This window comes from [Mycobacterium] fortunisiensis, from assembly GCF_019050325.1.
In the GTDB taxonomy this organism is placed as follows: domain Bacteria; phylum Actinomycetota; class Actinomycetes; order Mycobacteriales; family Mycobacteriaceae; genus Mycobacterium; species Mycobacterium fortunisiensis.
On sequence record NZ_VOMB01000019.1, the window covers coordinates 133237 to 151028 of the forward strand.

Below are 17792 nucleotides of genomic sequence, written 5' to 3' on the forward strand. Positions count from 1 at the left end.
GGTCAAGGGTGCGATGAGTACCCAAAAGGCCTCTTCCGGCCGAGACTCGACGACCCGACGCGCGTTGATCCGGGCCACCGCCCAGGTCATGCTCGAAGAAGGTTATGCCGCGGCCACATCCCGCCGGGTGGCCGCGCGGGCCGGGGTCAAACCCGCGCTCGTGCACTACTACTTCCCCAGCATGGACGACCTGTTCGTGGCGGTGCTGCAGGCCGGCGCGGAATCCAACCTGAGCACCCAGCAGACGGCATTCGACGAGGACGCCCCGCTGCATGCGCTGTGGGACCTCAACAACGCCCAGGGCGCGGCGCTGTGGATGGAGTTCATGGCCCTGGCCAATCACCGCAAGGCCATCCGCAGCGAAATCGCCGGATACGCCGACCGATTCCGCGATCTGGAGGAATCCGCGATGACCGCCGCGCTGCAGGCCCACGGGGTCGACACCGACGAGTTCCCGCCGGTGGTGATGTCGATGCTGGTGGCCAGCCTGGCCCGCATCCTGGTACTCGAACAGGGCCTGGGCATCAGCCGCGGGCATGCCCAGGCCCAGGATTTCGTGCGGCGCTATCTGGACCGGTTCGAGCTGCCCCCGGGGGCACGGGCATGAGCCTGCTGCACGAGTTGATCTCGGCGGCAGCCGCCGCTGCACCGCAACGCGAGGCGGTGGTGACCGACACCGGGACCACCACGACCTTCGCCGAGTTCGACACCGAGATCCGCAATGTCGCAGGCTGGCTCGCCGCCCGCACCGCCCCGGGCGACCGGGTGGCCGTCATCGCCGACAACGGTGCCGCCTACGCCCAGTTGTACTACGGGGTGCCGCGCAGCGGCCGGGTGCTGACCCTGATCAACCAGCGACTGCGTCCGGCCGAGCAGGCCGCACAGTTGGCCACCGCCGACCCCGCCCTGGTGCTCGGCGACGAGCGCTACCTGGCCGCGCTGCCCGGCACCGCCGGACCGACGGTGGCGTTCGAATCCGCGCAGTGGCGTGCCGCACCGACAACCGCACTCCCCTGCCCCGATGTCGCGACACCCGACGACCCGGCCTGGCTGTTGTTCACCAGCGGGTCCACCGGGGTACCGAAAGCCGTTGTACACAGCCATCGTTCGATCCTCGCCGCGGTGTGGGGCTCGGTCGAGGGCCGCTCGGTGCAACCGGGCGGGGTATATGCCTTGCCGTTCCCGATGTGCCACATCGCCGGCTACAACATGCTGGTGCAGCACGCGGTCGCGGCCACGGTCGTGCTCTGCGCCCAGTTCCGCCCGGAGGCGTTCGCGCAACTGGTCCGCGAACACCGGGTGACCTCGTGTTCGCTGGCACCGACGATGCTGCATGCGCTGCTGGGCCACCTGGAACGCAGCCAGACCGCGCTGCCCACTCTGAACGCAATCTCCTATGGATCGGCGGCCATGCCACTGGACCTGCTGCGCCGGGCGATAGACACCCTCGGAGTCGACTTCCACCAGGGCTACGGGATGACCGAAACCGGTGGCAACGTCACGTTTCTCGGCCCCGGCGACCACCGGGCCGGAGCCGCCGGGCGACCCGAGTTGCTCACCAGTGCCGGCCGCCCGCACCGTGACGTCGAGATCGGCATCGCCGGCACCTCCGGCGGTTTGGCGCCGACCGGGCAGGTGGGTGAGATCCTGGTGCGCGGCGCCCAGGTGGCGCCGGGATCCCGGTCCGACGGCTGGCTGCACACCGGCGACATGGGCCGCATCGACACCGACGGCCGGTTGTTCGTCGTCGACCGGCTCAAGGACATCATCGTCACCGGCGGCGAGAACGTGTCCTCCCGCGAGGTGGAGGACGCGTTGTCCGGGCACCCCGGCGTCGACCAGGTGGCCGTGGTGGCGGTGCCCGACGACTACTGGGGCGAGGCGGTGTGCGCGGTGGTGGTCCCGACGCCGGGGCACCGACCGGGCGCCGATGAGCTGATCGACCACGTGCGTGGACTGCTCGCGGCGTTCAAACGGCCACGGGTGGTGCTGTTCACCGAATCCCTACCGTTGACCGGCAACGGCAAGGTCGCCAAGGACCGGGTTCGCGCCTTCGCGCGCGCTGCGGTGCACGGCCGCGCCGAAAAGCCCGAAAACATCGGGAACCGCAAAAATCTCACGTAGCGGGGGCCCACCCCTCGAATGGCCCCGTGGTAGCGGACGATACGCCCGGTACGCACCCATTCCCGCGTTTCCGCCAAAATCACTCGGCCGGCTCCCCGGCGGCACCGGCGGTCAGCAATCGATGTGCGGCCGGGTCGCCGTTGAGCAACCGGCTGCTTCGCCGGGTGATCTGCCAGCGCCCGTCGATACGGGCCAGTTCGAAATGATTGGCCGTGGCCCGCCACACCACGTATTCGGCCGACCCGTCCGGCGTCTCCCGGCGCACCAGCACCAGCGATTCGCACAGTGCCACCGCGGTGTCACCGTCGACCGTCACGACCGCCGGCCCGAGAAAATGACTGCAGCCCGAGGCCACCAGGTCCCGGTGGGACGACGAGCTGACCATCGCATGGACGTCGGCCCGGCTGGTCATCGTCCAGCCCTCGACCTCGTACCGACCGTCGGTGGCCCACAGTGCGGCCGCGCCGTCGGCGTCGGCGGCATCCACGTGCGGCCCGTAAGACGCGATCAGCCGGGCGATGTCACGTTCGTCCTCGAGCCGGCGCAGCCGCGCTTCCAGGGCGGCCACCTCGGATTTCACTGCGATGCCCGCCGGTCGATCAGGTTGCGGATCGCCGCATCGGATTTGAGTACCACCCGGGCCCGGTCCGGGGCACTGTTCCGCTCGGCGCGCTCGGCGTTGCCGCCGGCGATGTATACCGGGCCGTCGGCGAGATGGTCGAGGCCTTCGCGGGCCACCTCGGCCGGGTCGTTGATCCGCATGCCCGGCGCCTCGAAGTTCAGCCCGGCGCGCTGCATCGCCGGGGTCCGTGTCACCCCGAGCACCAGTTCCAGCACGTCAACGTGGTACTCCCGCAATTCCAGCCACAGGCTCTCGGCAAACAGTCGGCCGTAGGCCTTCACCCCGCCGTAAACGGTGTGGCGCATCGACCCGGCGTAGCCGGCGAGGGATCCCACCAGCAGGATGCCGCCCCGGCCTCGGGCGGTCATCGGCCTGCCGAAGTGCTGGACCAGTTCCATCATCCGGGTGATGTTGAGATCGACGACCTTTCCGAAGTCGGCCAGCGGCGCGTCCAGGAACCGCTCACTGCAGGTGTTCGCGCCGGCGTTGTAGATCAGGAGCCCGACCTCCAGATCCGCTGTCGCCGCCACGATCTGCGCCGTCGATCCGGCGTCCACCAGGTCCACCGCCAGCGTGCGCACCTGCACACCCCACTCCCGGCACCGCTGTGCGGTGGCTTCCAGGGGACCGGGCTTGCGGGCCAGCAATACCAGGTTGAACCCGTCCTCGGCGAGCATGCGGGCGAACTCGGCGCCCACCCCCTCGGAGCCGCCGGCGATCACGGCCCACGGCCCGTATCTGGCAAGGTCGGTCATCCCTCGGATGCTATCTTTGGCCGCCAACCGGCCTCCTGGTCGGTCCGCAAGGGAGGCGATCATCGGCACATACGCGGTTACCGGGTCGGCATCCGGGATGGGGCTGCAGACCGCGCGACGGCTGCGCGAACGCGGGCACACCGTCATCGGGGTGGACCTCAGCGAAGGTGACGTGGTGGCCGATCTGTCCACCGCGGCGGGCCGGCGGGCCGCGGCCGATGGCGTGCTGGCGGCCTGCGGCGGTGTGCTCGACGGGGCGGTGTTGGCTGCCGGGCTGGGCCCGGGGCCGGGCGCGGACCGCAACCGGTTGATCGCCGAAGTGAACTTCTCCGGTGTGGTGGATCTGCTGCAGGCCTGGCGGCCGGCACTGGCCGCCGCCGATCGCGCAAAAGTCGTTGTGATCTCCAGTAACTCGACGACGACGGTGCCGATCATCCCGGCCCGCACGGTGCGCGCGATCATGGCCCGCGACACCGAGAAGGCCGTGCGCTCGCTGCGCCTGCTCGGCCGAAACGGATCGGCCCTCATGTACGCGGCGTCCAAGACCGCGGTCACCCGCTGGCTGCGGAGCACCGCGGTCACCGAGGCGTGGGCAGGTGCCGGGATTCGGCTCAATGCCCTGGCCCCGGGGGCGATCATGACACCGCTGCTGCAGGCGCAACTCGCCGAACCGCGCGAGGGGCGCGCGGTCCGGTCCTTCCCGGTACCGGTCGGCGGCTACGGCGATGCCGGCCAGCTGGCCGACTGGATCTGCTTCATGCTGTCGGACTCGGCCGATTTCCTCTGCGGCAGTGTGGTCTTCGTCGACGGCGGGTCCGACGCCTTCTTCCGCCCCCGGGACTGGCCGCGGGCGCTGCCCCTGCGCCGGCTCCCGCAGTACCTGTGGCGGTTCAAGCGCGGCGTGCGTGGATAACACCGCGCACACCCCGCGGCGGGCCTGGGCCGCGGTGGCGCTGCTGACCCTGGTCGGCATCCTCAACTATGTCGACCGGTTCCTGCCCGCAGTGCTGGCCGAGCCCATCAAGGTCGACCTCGCGCTGTCCGACACCGCGATCGGGGTGATCAACGGGTTCGGCTTTCTGATCGTGTACGCGGTGCTCGGCGTCGCGGTGGCCCGGGTGGCCGATCGGGGCGCGTTCGGCGCGGTGGTCGCCGGGTGCGTGACCCTCTGGGGCACCATGACGATGCTCGGGGGCGCGGTGCAGTCCGGATTGCAGCTCGCGCTGACCAGGGTGGGCGTCGCGGTGGGCGAGGCCGGCAGCACGCCGGCCGCACATGCCTACGTAGCCCGCAACTTCGCACCGCACCGCCGGGCGGCGCCGCTGGCGGTGTTGACGTTCGCGATCCCGCTGGCCAGCGGCGTCAGCCTGATCGGCGGCGGGCTGCTGGCCGAGAACCTGGGCTGGCGAACGACATTCGTGGTGCTCGGCGCGCTGAGCCTGATATTCGCGCCGCTGGTGCTGTGGCTGGTCGGATCTCGTCAGTCGTTGCCGGCGCCCACCGCCCAAACGCCGGGGACGGCCGCCAACTGGTGGGATCTGCTGCGCAAACGCAGCTTCCTGGCGATCATCGGCGGCACCGCGTTGGTCGGGGCCGCCGGGTACTCGCTGAGCACGTTCTCCCCGGCGTTCCTGATGCGGACCCACTCGATGTCGCTGGGCGAAGTCGGCGTCGAATACGGCGTGGCCACCGCGCTGGGCGGGGTGCTGGGACTGCTGATCGTGGGGCGGCTGGCCGACCGGCTGGCGGTGCGCGACGCCCGCTGGCTGCTGTGGATCGTGGTGCTGACCACCATGGTCCTGCTGCCGGCGTCGGTGCTGGCCTTCACCGTCGACAATCGCGTGGCATCGGTGTGGTTCCTGGCCCTCAGCTACGTCATCGGCACCGCCTACCTGGCGCCCTCGGTCGCGGCCATCCACCGGCTGGTGCGGCCGGAGCAGCGCGCCACCGCGTCGGCACTGTTCTTGTTCTTCAATGCCATCCTCGGCTCGATCGGGCCGTTTGTCACCGGCGCGATCAGTGACGCGATCACCGCGGACCTCGGGAGCTCGGCGCTGGGCCGGGCGCTGCTGATCCTCGTGCCGACGGCGCAGCTGCTGGGGATGAGCTGTTACCTCGTTGCCGCCCGCTGGTACCGGGCCGACATCGTAGAAATCGGCTAAGTAGAAACCGGGTGATCCGGCTTCCGGCCCCGCAGCGCGCCCCACAGCCCCACCGCGATGCCGACCACGGCGCCGCCCAGACCGATGACCTGCTGCGACCGCGGCGGATCGGTGTGCACGGCAAGGCCGCCGAGCAGGTCGGAGGCGTCGGCGCCGCCGGAGGCCAAAAACCAGCCGCGGGTGTCGCGGCCACGCAACCCGGCCACCAGCAGCAGCCCGCCGATCAGCGCGTCGCGGTATCCCATCGACCGCCACAGCAGCTGTGCGGTGGCATCGGGCAGCTGCCGCCCGCCCCACAGCCGGTCGGCCCGCTTCGGATCGACGAGAAACGAGACACCGGAGGCAAATCGGAGGGCGCCGGCGGCCAGCGCGGCCCGGTCAATCGACATGGACCGCAGCGTAGGACGCCGCACCGCTTCGTATGGCAGTCCTGAGAAAACCGTCAACCGGCTTCGGTGCCCACCGGTCGCCAGCAATGATTGCCGGGTACCCGAGTTCAGGAGCGCAGACATGGCAAGCATCGAAGCCAACGCACAGACCGACTCGTCGTTCGAGGCAGATGTCGAGGCCACCCAGGCCTACTTCGACAGTCCTCGGTTCGAGGGCATCACCCGGCTGTATTCGGCGCGTCAGGTGGCCGAGCAGCGCGGCACCATCGGATCCGACTACCCGGTGGCCCGCGAGGCGGCCACCGCCTTCTATCCGCACCTTCGCGAGCTGTTCGCCAAGAAGAAGAGCATCACCACATTCGGACCGTATTCGCCCGGGCAGGCGGTGGTGATGAAACGAATGGGCATCGAAGGGATCTATCTGGGTGGCTGGGCCACCTCGGCCAAGGGGTCGATCAGTGAGGACCCGGGGCCCGACCTGGCCAGCTATCCGTTGAGCCAGGTGCCCGAGGAGGCCGCCGGGCTGGTGCGCGCGTTGCTCACCGCGGATCGCAACCAGCAGTATCTGCGGCTCCGGATGACCGATCAGCAACGCGCCGCCACCCCGCCGGTCGACTACCGGCCGTTCATCATCGCCGACGCCGACACCGGACACGGTGGCGATCCGCACGTGCGCAATCTGATCCGCCGCTTCGTCGAGTCCGGGGTGCCCGGCTACCACATCGAGGATCAGCGCCCCGGCACCAAGAAATGCGGCCACCAGGGCGGCAAGGTGCTGGTGCCGTCGGACGAACAGATCAAGCGGCTCAACACCGCCCGGTTCCAGCTCGACATCATGCGGGTGCCGGGCATCATCGTGGCGCGCACCGACGCCGAGGCGGCCAACCTGATCGACGGCCGCGCCGACGAGCGCGATCAACCGTTCCTGCTGGGGGCGACGAACCTGTCGGTGCCCACCTACAAGTCGTGTTTTTTGGCGATGATGCGGCGGTTCTACGAGTCCGGTCTCACCGAGCTCAACGGCCACCTGCTCTACGCGCTGCCGGACGGCGAGTACGCGACCGCCGAGGCCTGGCTGGAACGGCAGGGCATCATGGGCGCGATCGCCGACGCCGTCAAGGCCCATCGGCCCGGCGACTCGGTGGACGCCCTGTTCGACAAAGTCGAGTCGGCGTTCGTCGAGGCCTGGCAGAACGACGCCGGCCTCAACACCTACGGCGAGGCGGTGGCCGAAGTGCTGGAGTTCCGCGAGCGAGAGGGTGAGCCGGCCCCGATGAGTGCCGCTGACTGGCGGGCGTTCGCCGCGCGGGCCTCGTTGTACACCGCGCAGGAAAAGGCCCACGAGTTGGGCGCCGACGTGGCCTGGGACTGCGAGCGGGTCAAGACGCCCGAGGGCTACTACCAGGTCCGCGGCGGTATCCCCTACGCGATCGCCAAGTCACTGGCGGCCGCGCCGTTCGCCGACATCCTGTGGATGGAGACCAAGACCGCCGACCTGGCCGATGCCAAGCAGTTCGCCGACGCCATCCACGCCGAGTTTCCCGACCAGATGCTGGCCTACAACCTGTCGCCGTCGTTCAACTGGGACACCACCGGCATGACCGACGACCAGATGCGGGCTTTCCCCGCGGAACTCGGCAAGATGGGCTTCGTCTTCAACTTCATCACCTACGGCGGCCATCAGGTCGACGGCGTGGCCTGCGAGGAGTTCGCGACCTCCCTGCAGCAGGAAGGCATGCTGGCACTGGCCCGGCTGCAACGCAAGATGCGCCTGGTCGAATCCCCTTACCGCACACCGCAAACCCTGGTCGGCGGGCCGCGCAGCGACGCCGCCCTGGCCGCCTCGTCGGGGCGCACCGCCACCACCAAGGCGATGGGCGCGGGCTCCACACAACACCAGCATCTGGTGCAGACCGAGGTGCCCAAGAAGCTGCTGGAGGAGTGGCTGGCGCTGTGGGGCGATTACTACCAGATCGGTGAGAAGCTGCGGGTGCAATTGCGGCCCCGCCGTGCGGGTTCCGACGTGCTCGATCTCGGCATCTACGGTGACGGGGAGGAACCCCTGGCCAACGTCGTCGTCGACCCGATCAAGGACCGGCACGGACGCAACATCCTCACGGTGCGCGACCAGAACACCTTCGCCGAGAAACTGCGCAAGAAGCGCCTGATGGATCTGATCCACGTGTGGCTGATCCACCGGTTCAAGCCGGAGATCGTGTACTACGTGACGCCGACCGAGGACAACGTCTATCAGACCGAGAAGATGAAGGCGCACGGCATCTTCAGCGATGTGTACCAGGAGGTCGGTGAGATCATCGTGGCCGATGTGAACCAGGCGCGTATCGATGAACTGCTGGCCCCCGACCGCGAGGCGCTGGGCCGGTTGATCCGCAAGGAGGACTAGCCCGCTTCACTGGCGCATGTGCGACGCGCCGCCGATGTACCAGGTCTGTCCGTTGATCCACTCGGCGTCGTCGGAGAGGAGGAACGCCGTGACGGCGGCCAGGTCCGCGGGCCTGCCCAGGCGGGTGACCTTGGCCGCCATCAGGAACATCTGCTGGATCTGTTGATCGTTCTGCCGCTGTTGGGTCTCCCCCATCACCAGGCCGGGCATCACCGCGTTGCAGCGAATCCCCTTGGCGCCGTAGTTGTTCGCCACATGGCGGGTGAGCTGGTTGACCGCGGCCTTCGACGCGTTGTAGGCGACGTGCATCGGGTCGGTGCCCAGCGAGCCGCCTGAGGAGGTGTTGACGATGCTGCCTCCGCCGCCCTCGAGCAGATGCGGCAGCACGGCGCGCACAGTACGTACGAAGCCGAGCAGGTTCACGTCGAGGGTGCGGTGCCACACCTCGAACGGGGTGTCCAGGATCGTGGTGTCGCGACCGATGGTGCCCTCCGTCAGGTCCGCGCCCACGTTGTCCAGCCCGTGCACCGCACCGAACTCGGCGAGTGTGGCGTCGACGAGGTGGGCGGCGGATTCCTCGTCGGCCAGGTCGAACTCGACGGCCAGCGCGGCACCGCCGGCACTGGTGATGGCCTCGACGGTGGCCTTGGCACCCGCCATGTTGATGTCGCCCACCACCACCGATGCGCCCTCTGCGGCCAGCCGTTTGGCGGTGCCGGCGCCGATACCCGTCGCTCCCCCGGCGACGATGAACGTCTTGCCCTCAAGGCCGAGCATGTGGATTCTCCCCTCAGGCCCCGAGATCGATCTTCTCGATCGGGTTGGAACGCTCGAGCATGCCGAAAGTCTCTTCGCCGTCCCACCGGTAGCGCACCCCGGCCTGTTGCAGGGCCGGGAAATTCGGGTTCTCCTTTTTCATCTCGCGCACCGAGAAGGTGTTGTCGTTGTGGTGGATGTCGTGGGTGGAGAACACCGTCTCCCCTTCGATGTGCACGGTGCCGTCAGCGGTTTCCAGCACCACCGAGACGTCCTCGCCGAGCGGCTGTAGTTTGGTCAGCCAGGGGGCCGCTACGGCGCGGGCCGGGATCAGCTCACCGTCGCCGGTGAACAGGTAGCCCTCGTTGAAGGTGGGCTGCCCGTCGTCACGCGGCGGGTAGGCGATGTAGCCAAAGGCCTTGCCGCTGAGGAAGATTGCCGATTGCCAGGCATGACCCCAGAAACTTCCCAGTTTGCGTACCCCCTGTCGGCGGATCCGCAGGCCGCTGCCGGTGAAGTCGTGGGTGTCCCCGTCGATCGTCACCGATCCGCGGGCGCGGAACAGTTGTTCGTAGCGCGGACCACCCATCAGGTCGCCCTCCACCGAGTTCTTGATCCGGTCTGCCGCCTGCTGCTGCAGCGCGCCCTGGATCCAGGGCGGGACGGCCATCTTCGCCTCGACGTGGAAGGCCACGTCGACGAGTGGGCCCGCAGAATTGCCGGCCACCAGATCGGCCGACGAGGTCGCAGCGGCCTTGCCGGTGTAGGTCATGGTCCAGGTGTCGAACGGCTCGATGCAGCGGAAGGCCAGGCCGCCGGCACCGAGCACAGTGGGCTTGCCGTCGGGTCCTTCGGGCGGCAGCGACGGGGCGCCGTCGCGCAGCCGGTACACCCGACCATCGGGGAACGCGAGATTGATCTGCATCTCGTGGTTGTCCCAGTTCGCGGCGACGGCTTCGATGCCGATGCGGGGCAGTCCGATCTGGCCGCGGTCGTCGACGGTCCAGAAGCTCACCGAGTCCCGCATCTCGGGGTTGTCCGGACGCTGCGCGAACACGAATTCGCGGGACGGGTCGATGCCACCGGTGAGGTCGATCGCCATGGGGGCTCCTGTTCTATGCGTGGGTGGTCCAACGGGTGGCGTGCTCGGTGTAACGGGCAAACCGGGGCCGGACCTGATCTGGATCGATGTCGAAGAGGGCAGGGTCGGCGGGTGAGGGGGCTTCGCGTTCGGCCGCGGCGTGAGCCCACCAACTGTCCATGCGCTGCGCGAACTCGTCGGTCACCGGCTGCTCCAGCCAGGTGTACAGGCCGGTGACCTCGCCGATCGGATCGGCCTGCATGGCCCGGAAATCGATGTCGTAGAAGCGATCCTGGGCTGCTCCGGCCCGGAACTGCAGGGCCCGGTCCATGCCCAGCGACCAGTGCTCCACGTTGAGCCGGCCGATGTAGGGGCGGTCGATCGCGTCGGTGAACGTGCCGATGATGTCGGCGTAGAGGTCGGCCACCGACAGGATGACGTCGGTCGGGTCGCGGTGCGTCATCACGTATCTGGCGTCCGGGAATGCCTGGTGCACCGCATCCAGCCACAGCACGTGCGAGGGACACTTGAGCCGCCACGGCCGGTTGGGCTCGCCCCATTGCAGCAGTTTCATTACCCGCCGCTGGTAGGCCAATGTCGTTGTCAGGTCGGCCTTTTCCACCAGCCAGCGGGAGTATGTGGGGATCTGGGCGAAGGACTGGAACAGGTGGGACTTGAAGTCCAGTGCCATCAGCTCGTGGCATTCCATCGGGCCGTGGGTGTCGGTCGGCACGTGGTGGCGGGTGCCCACCATCTCACCTTTGTCGGGCGGGACACGGGGATCGACACCGCGCACCGTCGACGGTGGCGGGCACGGTTGCGAGGACTCCCAGCGGCGCAGGTAGCGCACGTCAGGGTCTTGGGCCAGCAGCATCGACAACGCTGTGGATCCGGTGCGCGGCAGGCCCATTCCGATGACGGGTGCGGTGATGGCGACGTCCTCGATCTCCGGGTGGCGCCGGTACCAGTCTTCGACCTGGAGCCGTTGGGCCAGATATGCGGTGATGCGGGGGTACAGGAACGCCTGGCCGCGGTCGTTCAGTTGGGCTTCGGACTCCAGCGATTCCAGCAGAATGGCCAGGCCCTCCTCGAAGGAGTCCTCGCCGAAGTCGGACAGGCCGGTCTGTTCGGCGGCAGCGGCCTTGAGATCGGTGGCGGTGGGCATCTCAGTTCATCCACTGCCCGCCGGCGACGTCGATAGTCTGCCCGCACAGATAGTCGGCGGCCTCCGAGGCGAGGAAGGCCACCATGTTGGCTGCCTCCTCGGGCAGCGAAGCCCGGCCGAGTTGAACCTGGGTGGTGATCGCCTCCAAGATCGCTCCGCGGCCCGCGAAATGGGCCGGGGTCTTGGGATCGAGCAGGTATTCCATCATCTCCGGTTTGATCATGATGCCCGGCGCCACCCCGAGCACATTCACTCCCCGCGGCGCCACCTCGTGGGCGAGGTTACGAGTGAAGCCGACGACGCCCGATTTGCAGGCGTTGTACACGACGAGTCCGCGCTGCTGGATACGACCGCCGACCGACCCGATGTTGATGATCTTCCCCGCCCCTTGCGGCAGCAGGAATTCCAGCGCGGCATGAGCGCCGTACATCATCATGGTCAGGCTGCCCAGCACGGTGTGGTCGATGTCGGCCTTGGTGTGTTTCTCGAACGGACCGCCGACCACCATGACCGGGTTGTTGACCATGATGTCCAACCCGCCCAGCTCATCGTGCGCGGTGCGTACCGCCTCGTGCACCTGGTCCCAGTCGGACATGTCGGCCTGCACCGGATACGCGTTGACACCCCAACGTTTCTCGATCTCGGTGGCGCGGCGTTCGACCTTCTCGAACGTGCGCCCGATCAGCGCCACATCGGCGCCCAGCCCGGCCAGTCGGTTGGCGATGGCCTGGCCCAGGCCGTCTCCGCCGGCACCGGTCACGAATGCCTTTTTGCCGGACAGATTCATCAACTCGGTGACCCGTTTGTCGATGATGTGCCGCGGCAGGCTGTCGAGGTTCAGGGCCGCGATGGCCTCGGCATCGTCGTGAACTGTCATGGGGTGTCTCCTCTCGCCATGGCTTCGATGGAGACGCTATGGTCCGCCGCGACCGGTGAGGTAATACCGATTTCGGGATCCAGTCATGCCGTTATTCGATGGCTGGTATACCTCGAAGCGATGGACACCCACCGGCTCAAATACTTCCTGCGCATCGCCGAGGAGCGGTCGATCACCCGCGCGGCCGGTGTGCTGGGCATCGCGCAACCGGCGCTGAGCCGGCAACTGCAGCTGCTCGAGGAGGACCTGGGCGTCGCGTTGTTCACCCGCACCCGGCGCGGCGTCGAGCTCACCGAGGCCGGCGAACGCCTGCGGGCCTCGACCGCCGGGCCGTTGCGCCAGCTCGAGCTGGCCGTGCAGTACGCCGGGACGCCGCTGGCCCGCCTCGACCGCACCCTGCGACTCGGGTTGCCCGAGACCACCGTCGATCTGCTCGCCGCGCCCCTGCTCGTCGGCCTCACCACGGTCTTTCGCGAGGCGACGTTCTCGGTGACCGTCGGCAGCACCGACGAACTGGTGGAAGCGATGCTCAAGGGCGCGGTCGACGTCGCACTCATCAATCCCGTGCCCGATGAACGGGTCTTCTACCGCGAGTTGTTGACCGAAGACCTGTTCGTAATCGGCGGTCCCGACACGGATCTCGATGCGTCCCACGCCATGGACTTCGGCGATGTCGTCGGGCTCCCCCTCGTGGTGCCGCGCTCGCCGTCGGGCATCGGCATCTCCCTGCAGAACGCGGCGCTGCGCGCCAAGGTCACGTTCAGCCACCGGACGACAACCGACTCTGTTGCGGTGATGAAGAACCTGATCGAAGCGGGCATCGGCTACGGAGTACTTCCACTTTCGGCTTGCCGTCGCGAAATCGACGTCGGGCGTTTACGTTTCGCGCCGATCGCGCAACCGGACCTCACCCAGCGGCTCGGGGTCGCCGCGACAGGCCAGCTCGACCTGCCGCGCGAACTCAGCGTGAAGATCGGTGACACCATCCGAGAGAAAGTCGCCGCGTTGGTCAGAACCGGCATCTGGAACGCAGAGCTGATCGCCACCCAGCCCTGGAACCCGCTGCACGGGTGATCGCGGGTTGAACCCTAAACCCACACCTAGGGATCGTCTTCCCTGTCTTTGTCGGCTGGGCGGAAGAGGTCTTCGGGGTGCCAGTAGTGGTTGGTGCGATCCTGTCCGGTGTCCAATAGCGGTGGTGGGATCCATTCGACGCGGCCGTCGTCGCGGATGCGAGTGCGCCAGCCCTTGGCGTGGACGAGGCGATTGCTCTTGGGGCAGGCCAACGCGAGGTCGGTGATGTCGGTGCGTCCACCGGCGCTGAAATCGGCTTTGGCGTGGTGGACCTGGCTACGGTCGGAGGTGCAGGTGCAGCCGGGCCGGGTGCAACCGCGGTCGCGGTTGTGCAGCACGATCCGCTGCCCGGGAGTCGCGACGCGCTTGGCGCGGCCCAGATACAGCGGGACCTGACGGTGATTCTCGTAGACCACGAGGTAGTGGTGGGCATGTGCGCCCAGCCGGATGACATCGCCGATCGGCAGATAGGTGCCGCTGGTGGTCAGCCCGGTGCCGGTCCGGGATTCCAGCTCGCGCAGCGTGGTGGACACCACGATGGACACCGGTAGCCCGTTCTGTTCACCCAGTTCTCCTGAGGCCAACACACTGCGGCCCATGGCGACCAGGGCGTCGTGGTTGCGTTCGGCCGGAGTGCGGCTATCAGATGCGATCGCCTCGGCGCTGGGGGTACCAGTGGTGCACGGGTGTTCGTCAGCGGGGTTGCACATGCCAGGGGCGCCATAGCGCGACAGGATCGGGACGAGAGTGGCGCGGGCTTCAGGGGTGAGCCGGCCACGGATTTCACTGGTGCCGTCGGCTTTTTGCGGGCCGATGAATATTTCACCGTTGCATTGGGGCTCGTCATCGACGGGTTCGTCACCGTCTTGGTTGAGCAGGAACGCAATCCGACCAGCGCACTGCTTCAAGATTTCTGGACTGTTGCCACTGGCGATACGGGCCAGATCGGCATCGATCTGGGCATGGGTCTCGGCATCCAGGCGCACAGGTGGTTTGGCAAAAAACTTGTGGATGATCGCGACATGTTCGCCATTGATCTCGCCCGCCGCCCGGGCGGCGGCCGTCGCCGGCAACACCGGCGCCAACCACTCTCCGGTGACGGTGGTGCGGGGGCCCAACTCGCCGGCTTCGGCGATGCGTCGTTTGGCCTCCTTGTTGCTGATGCGCAACCGAATGGCGAGCATGTCGGCCCAGCTTTTCGCACCGATCTCAGCCGGGGTGACTCGAGTCTGGATTTCGGCCAGTACCGCATGATCCACCGTGGGCGCACACCGGGCTTGACGCTCCCGACGGGACTGCAGGTCCAGCAGCTCCGGTAGGCTCAGCCCCTGATAATTCAGGGCGGCCAGCTTCGCGCAGACCGCGTCGTACTCGTCGTAGGCCGCCAGCACCGTCTCCCGATCGGAAACGGTGTTCGAAATCATGTTCGAATTCTACCGCCGGCAACCGCCACCTCAACTGGTTATCCACAACCCGGGATTCATCCACAGAAGGTGCCGCACAAGCGAATTAGGTCTTGACAACCCGACCGGCACTGGCCCGCGCAGCCACCGCGGCGACGACGAAACCGGCGAGTGCGGACCAACCCAGCACACCCTCGAGTCCGTTCTTGGCCATCAGCGTCAAAGCGGCGCCGGCGAGACACAACAGCGCGCCGGTGAGCACCGACCGGGCGCCGCTGACCTGAACCCGATCATCCCACCACGGCAGCGCGCGGTGCTCCAGCGGTGACAGCAGCCGGAAGACCACCGCCATGAGGACAGCGAAAACCGCTGCGCGCAAAGCCAAGTGGGCCCAGAAGCCCGGAGCGTGCGGATCGAAGGCGTCCAAGCCGAAGGCATGCAGGGTGAACGCGGCGACCGCGATCACCGGGATGTGCCACAGGTACAGCGTCATCGCTCCCCCGTTGCCCGTGGCGATCACGTACCAGACCCGCGGGCGGGATGCCCACCGCCGGATCGGGTTCGCCGCGGCGATGAACAGGCACGGCATCCAGGTGCAGTGCAGCGCCAGCAGTAGCGTCGGTGGCGACACGTTGGATACCCGCTCGGTTCCGGTGACGACGAGGCACACGTCGTACATACCGGTGAGAGCAAGGATTACCTGTGCCGCCAACGCGATCACCGCGATCACCAACGCGCGCCGGGCGCAAATCAGATGCCGGGCATAGGCCACCCCGATCACCATGGGAATGAGCCACACCACGACCAAGTTGGCGGTACCCGCCTCGGGCGTACCCACCGCGAAGCGGATGGCGTCCACCACCCCGGAGACCACGATGAGGCCGGCGACCACCGCCCCCAGCGCACGGCCGCTGCGCAGGCGCATCAGCGCCGGGACAAACGCCAGCACCACCAGGTAGACACCCAGGAACCAGAGCAGGGCCACGCACTCCCGCCCGAGCGCGGTGGCAGATGCGGCACCCATCGTCTCGCGCACCACGACCAGGACCACCGCCCACACCGCCAGATACCAGAACACCGGCCGGCACAGCCGCTGGGCACGGGCCAACAACCACGCGCCCCACGGCCGGCCGGTATGCCAGCTGTAGGCCCCGGCCGCCCCACCGGCCATGAAGAACAGCGGCATCACCTGCAGCACCCAGGTGATCGGGGCCAGGGCGGGTAGCGCTCCGAGGATGTTGCCGACCCGGACGCCGCCGGAATCGATGGTGGCCAACAGCAGCGCGCAGTGTCCGAACATCACCACCAGCAGCGCGCCCAGGCGTGCGACGTCCACCGCGCGATCGCGGTCGGGTTTCGTGTTGCGCGCCACGGCGTCCGCTGACGACACCACATCGGGGCTTGACATGAGTTCAGTCTGCCGGGCCGGGGCCGGATGGGGATGGGTAGTCCTACTTGGTATCGCCGACGATCTCCAGCCCGCAGATGCGCTGAGCTTCGGCCACCGATTCGGCCACCGGCCTGCTCGTGTCCAGCACATGGCCGTCGGTGTGGTGTCCATCCTGCTCGGCCAGGGCCGCCGCGATCTGCGGTGTCGCGTCGGACGTGGTCGAGGTACGGGTCTGGATCCGCTCGGATGCCCGGTCGAGTGGCACCGCACAGGTGAATTCGGCCATGGGCGTGGCAGTCTCGGCGGCCAGCCGGCGGGCCCGGTCCCGCTGCTGTGGGTCGCGCCAGGTGCCGTCGAGGATCACCGAGACCCCGTTGGTCAACTGTCGATGTGCACGTCGCAGGACCTCGTCGTACACGGCGGTCACGTTCTGCGGTGTGTACAGCCCGGCGTCGATCGTGCCCGGCTCCCCGGAGATGACCCGCGCCGCCACGAGTTCGCGACGGACGTCGTCGGTTGAGACCACCTGTGCGCGCAGGTGCGGCGCCAGCGCGTGGGCCACCGTGCTCTTTCCGGTGCCGGGACCGCCTCCCACGATGACCAGTCGGACCGTACCCGCCCGCAGATGCCGCAGCGCCAGGTCCAGGTGCCGGCGCGCAGCGTCCCTGGCCTCGTCCTGCCCCTGCTCGGCACGGACGTATTCGACCTTCGCCCGTACCACGGCGCGGTAGGCGATGTAGAGATCGATCAGGGAGCGCGGGGCGTTGTCCCCGGCGTACTCGGTGTAGTGGCCGAGAAACAGCTCGGCCAGATCGGCGCGACCGAGGAACTCCAGGTCCATCGCCAGGAACGCGGCGTCGTCGATGCCGTCGACGTAACGCAGGTTGTCGTCGAACTCCAGGCAGTCCAGGATCGCCAGGCCGTGCGGTGGGCAGAAGATGTCGTCGGCGAGGAGGTCGGCGTGCCCGTCGACGATGCGGCGCTCGGCGACCCGGCCGGTGAACAGGTCGGCCCGGCCGGCGAAATATTGCTCGACCAGGGTACGGATCTCACCGGCCACATCGGCCGCCACTGCCGGAAAACGTTGCAGCTCATCGAGGTTGTCGGTCCAACGGCCGACGATGGCCCGGGCACTGCCCTGCTCGTCGATCGACGGGCCACGTTCGGCGTTGCGGTGGAACTCGGCCAGCGTCGAGGCGATCGTGTCCAACCGGTCGGCCACTGCCTGGCCGGCCTGCACCATCGTGGACAGTCGGATGGCGTCGGCGTAGCGGCGCATCACGACCACCGGTTCGGCGGCAGCCTCGCCGGGCGCGACGAAATGGGCCACGCCCAGGTAGCTGTCGGGGGCCAGTCTGCTGTTCAGCGCCACCTCGCGCCGGCAGGCCTCTTCGCGTTGTGCGGACGTGCTGAAGTCGAGGAAATCGGTGCAGATCGGCTTCTTGGCCTTGTAGGCCAAGGCACCCATCAGGACGACCACGCCGGTGTGTGTCTCGTGGGCCCGAGCGTCAAGGTTCCCGGCGATCTCCCATGGTTCATCTGCCTCATCGGTGGCCGGTATCTCGTTCATGTGTACCCATGGTGCAGGCG

At 68.1% G+C, this 17792-nt stretch carries 16 protein-coding genes; 6 read left to right on the forward strand and 10 right to left on the reverse strand.

Annotated features, from left to right (window positions below; genetic code table 11):
• Positions 1-13: 13 nt before the first annotated feature.
• The gene (locus FR943_RS15810) at positions 14-607 is read left to right on the forward strand and encodes a TetR/AcrR family transcriptional regulator (protein ID WP_217158844.1); all 594 of its coding nucleotides are present in this window, start codon (positions 14-16) and stop codon (positions 605-607) included.
• Positions 604-2124, forward strand: coding sequence for an AMP-binding protein (locus tag FR943_RS15815; protein WP_217158846.1), 1521 nt, complete (start codon positions 604-606; stop codon positions 2122-2124). Before FR943_RS15810 ends, FR943_RS15815 begins: the two co-directional genes overlap by 4 nt.
• A 79-nt stretch (positions 2125-2203) precedes the next feature.
• Here the strand turns inward: FR943_RS15815 and FR943_RS15820 are convergent, their stop codons facing one another.
• Together FR943_RS15820 and FR943_RS15825 are read right to left on the reverse strand one after the other, a co-directional pair.
• The gene (locus FR943_RS15820) at positions 2204-2704 is read right to left on the reverse strand and encodes a nuclear transport factor 2 family protein (RefSeq protein WP_308170572.1); all 501 of its coding nucleotides are present in this window, start codon (positions 2702-2704) and stop codon (positions 2204-2206) included.
• Positions 2701-3501: an SDR family NAD(P)-dependent oxidoreductase gene (locus FR943_RS15825; RefSeq protein ID WP_217158848.1), complete on the reverse strand. Its 801-nt coding sequence runs from the start codon at positions 3499-3501 to the stop codon at positions 2701-2703. The genes FR943_RS15820 and FR943_RS15825 overlap by 4 nt, the downstream gene beginning before the upstream one ends.
• 61 nt (positions 3502-3562) lie before the next feature.
• On the opposite strand from FR943_RS15825, the gene FR943_RS15830 reads away from it, so the two are divergent.
• Both FR943_RS15830 and FR943_RS15835 read left to right on the forward strand, forming a co-directional pair.
• On the forward strand, positions 3563-4414 hold the full coding sequence (locus FR943_RS15830; protein ID WP_217158940.1) for an SDR family oxidoreductase: 852 nt from the start codon (positions 3563-3565) through the stop codon (positions 4412-4414).
• Positions 4407-5663, forward strand: coding sequence for a spinster family MFS transporter (locus tag FR943_RS15835; protein WP_308170573.1), 1257 nt, complete (start codon positions 4407-4409; stop codon positions 5661-5663). Before FR943_RS15830 ends, FR943_RS15835 begins: the two co-directional genes overlap by 8 nt.
• Here FR943_RS15835 and FR943_RS15840 read toward each other — a convergent pair.
• A complete protein-coding gene (locus FR943_RS15840) occupies positions 5660-6052 on the reverse strand; it encodes a DUF4267 domain-containing protein (protein WP_217158850.1) in 393 nt (130 codons plus the stop codon). The genes FR943_RS15835 and FR943_RS15840 overlap by 4 nt on opposite strands.
• A gap of 121 nt (positions 6053-6173) precedes the next feature.
• On the opposite strand from FR943_RS15840, the gene aceA reads away from it, so the two are divergent.
• A complete protein-coding gene (gene aceA, locus FR943_RS15845) occupies positions 6174-8456 on the forward strand; it encodes an isocitrate lyase/phosphoenolpyruvate mutase family protein (RefSeq protein WP_217158852.1) in 2283 nt (760 codons plus the stop codon).
• A gap of 6 nt (positions 8457-8462) precedes the next feature.
• Here the strand turns inward: aceA and FR943_RS15850 are convergent, their stop codons facing one another.
• From FR943_RS15850 to FR943_RS15865, 4 genes are read right to left on the reverse strand one after another with little or no spacing between them, the layout of a single operon-like run.
• Positions 8463-9233 (reverse strand): SDR family NAD(P)-dependent oxidoreductase, encoded by a 771-nt coding sequence (locus FR943_RS15850; RefSeq protein ID WP_217158854.1) that lies wholly within the window; start codon positions 9231-9233, stop codon positions 8463-8465.
• Positions 9234-9246: 13 nt separating this feature from the next.
• Positions 9247-10314 carry a DUF7064 domain-containing protein gene (locus tag FR943_RS15855; RefSeq protein ID WP_246585057.1) on the reverse strand — a complete coding sequence of 356 codons (1068 nt, stop codon included), beginning with the start codon at positions 10312-10314 and terminating at the stop codon, positions 9247-9249.
• A gap of 13 nt (positions 10315-10327) precedes the next feature.
• Entirely contained in the window at positions 10328-11458 is a 1131-nt protein-coding gene (locus FR943_RS15860) for a sulfotransferase family protein (protein WP_217158856.1), read from the reverse strand.
• 1 nt (position 11459) lies between these two features.
• Positions 11460-12335, reverse strand: a complete 876-nt coding sequence (locus FR943_RS15865) for an SDR family NAD(P)-dependent oxidoreductase (protein WP_217158858.1) — start codon at positions 12333-12335, stop codon at positions 11460-11462.
• 120 nt (positions 12336-12455) lie between these two features.
• Between FR943_RS15865 and FR943_RS15870 the strand changes: the two genes are divergently transcribed.
• Positions 12456-13409: a LysR family transcriptional regulator gene (locus FR943_RS15870; RefSeq protein ID WP_217158860.1), complete on the forward strand. Its 954-nt coding sequence runs from the start codon at positions 12456-12458 to the stop codon at positions 13407-13409.
• Positions 13410-13435: 26 nt separating this feature from the next.
• On the opposite strand, the gene FR943_RS15875 is transcribed toward FR943_RS15870, so the two are convergent.
• From FR943_RS15875 to FR943_RS15885, 3 genes are all read right to left on the reverse strand, one after another.
• Complete coding sequence (locus tag FR943_RS15875) at positions 13436-14833, reverse strand: HNH endonuclease signature motif containing protein (protein WP_217158862.1); 1398 nt, start codon at positions 14831-14833, stop codon at positions 13436-13438.
• Positions 14834-14918: 85 nt separating this feature from the next.
• The gene (locus tag FR943_RS15880) at positions 14919-16220 is read right to left on the reverse strand and encodes an acyltransferase family protein (RefSeq protein ID WP_217158864.1); all 1302 of its coding nucleotides are present in this window, start codon (positions 16218-16220) and stop codon (positions 14919-14921) included.
• Positions 16221-16263: 43 nt separating this feature from the next.
• Positions 16264-17772, reverse strand: coding sequence for a bifunctional aminoglycoside phosphotransferase/ATP-binding protein (locus tag FR943_RS15885; protein ID WP_217158866.1), 1509 nt, complete (start codon positions 17770-17772; stop codon positions 16264-16266).
• Positions 17773-17792: the final 20 nt, after the last annotated feature.

Bases quoted from the DNA above. Each gene is read 5' to 3' on its own strand.
- FR943_RS15810 (WP_217158844.1), top strand. From the start codon at position 14: ATGAGTACCCAAAAGGCCTCTTCCGGCCGAGACTCGACGACCCGACGC.
- FR943_RS15815 (WP_217158846.1), top strand. From the start codon at position 604: ATGAGCCTGCTGCACGAGTTGATCTCGGCGGCAGCCGCCGCTGCACCG.
- FR943_RS15825 (WP_217158848.1), bottom strand. From the start codon at position 3,501: ATGACCGACCTTGCCAGATACGGGCCGTGGGCCGTGATCGCCGGCGGC.
- FR943_RS15840 (WP_217158850.1), bottom strand. From the start codon at position 6,052: ATGTCGATTGACCGGGCCGCGCTGGCCGCCGGCGCCCTCCGATTTGCC.
- aceA (WP_217158852.1), top strand. From the start codon at position 6,174: ATGGCAAGCATCGAAGCCAACGCACAGACCGACTCGTCGTTCGAGGCA.
- FR943_RS15850 (WP_217158854.1), bottom strand. From the start codon at position 9,233: ATGCTCGGCCTTGAGGGCAAGACGTTCATCGTCGCCGGGGGAGCGACG.
- FR943_RS15855 (WP_246585057.1), bottom strand. From the start codon at position 10,314: ATGGCGATCGACCTCACCGGTGGCATCGACCCGTCCCGCGAATTCGTG.
- FR943_RS15860 (WP_217158856.1), bottom strand. From the start codon at position 11,458: ATGCCCACCGCCACCGATCTCAAGGCCGCTGCCGCCGAACAGACCGGC.
- FR943_RS15865 (WP_217158858.1), bottom strand. From the start codon at position 12,335: ATGACAGTTCACGACGATGCCGAGGCCATCGCGGCCCTGAACCTCGAC.
- FR943_RS15870 (WP_217158860.1), top strand. From the start codon at position 12,456: ATGGACACCCACCGGCTCAAATACTTCCTGCGCATCGCCGAGGAGCGG.
- FR943_RS15875 (WP_217158862.1), bottom strand. From the start codon at position 14,833: ATGATTTCGAACACCGTTTCCGATCGGGAGACGGTGCTGGCGGCCTAC.
- FR943_RS15880 (WP_217158864.1), bottom strand. From the start codon at position 16,220: ATGTCAAGCCCCGATGTGGTGTCGTCAGCGGACGCCGTGGCGCGCAAC.
- FR943_RS15885 (WP_217158866.1), bottom strand. From the start codon at position 17,772: ATGAACGAGATACCGGCCACCGATGAGGCAGATGAACCATGGGAGATC.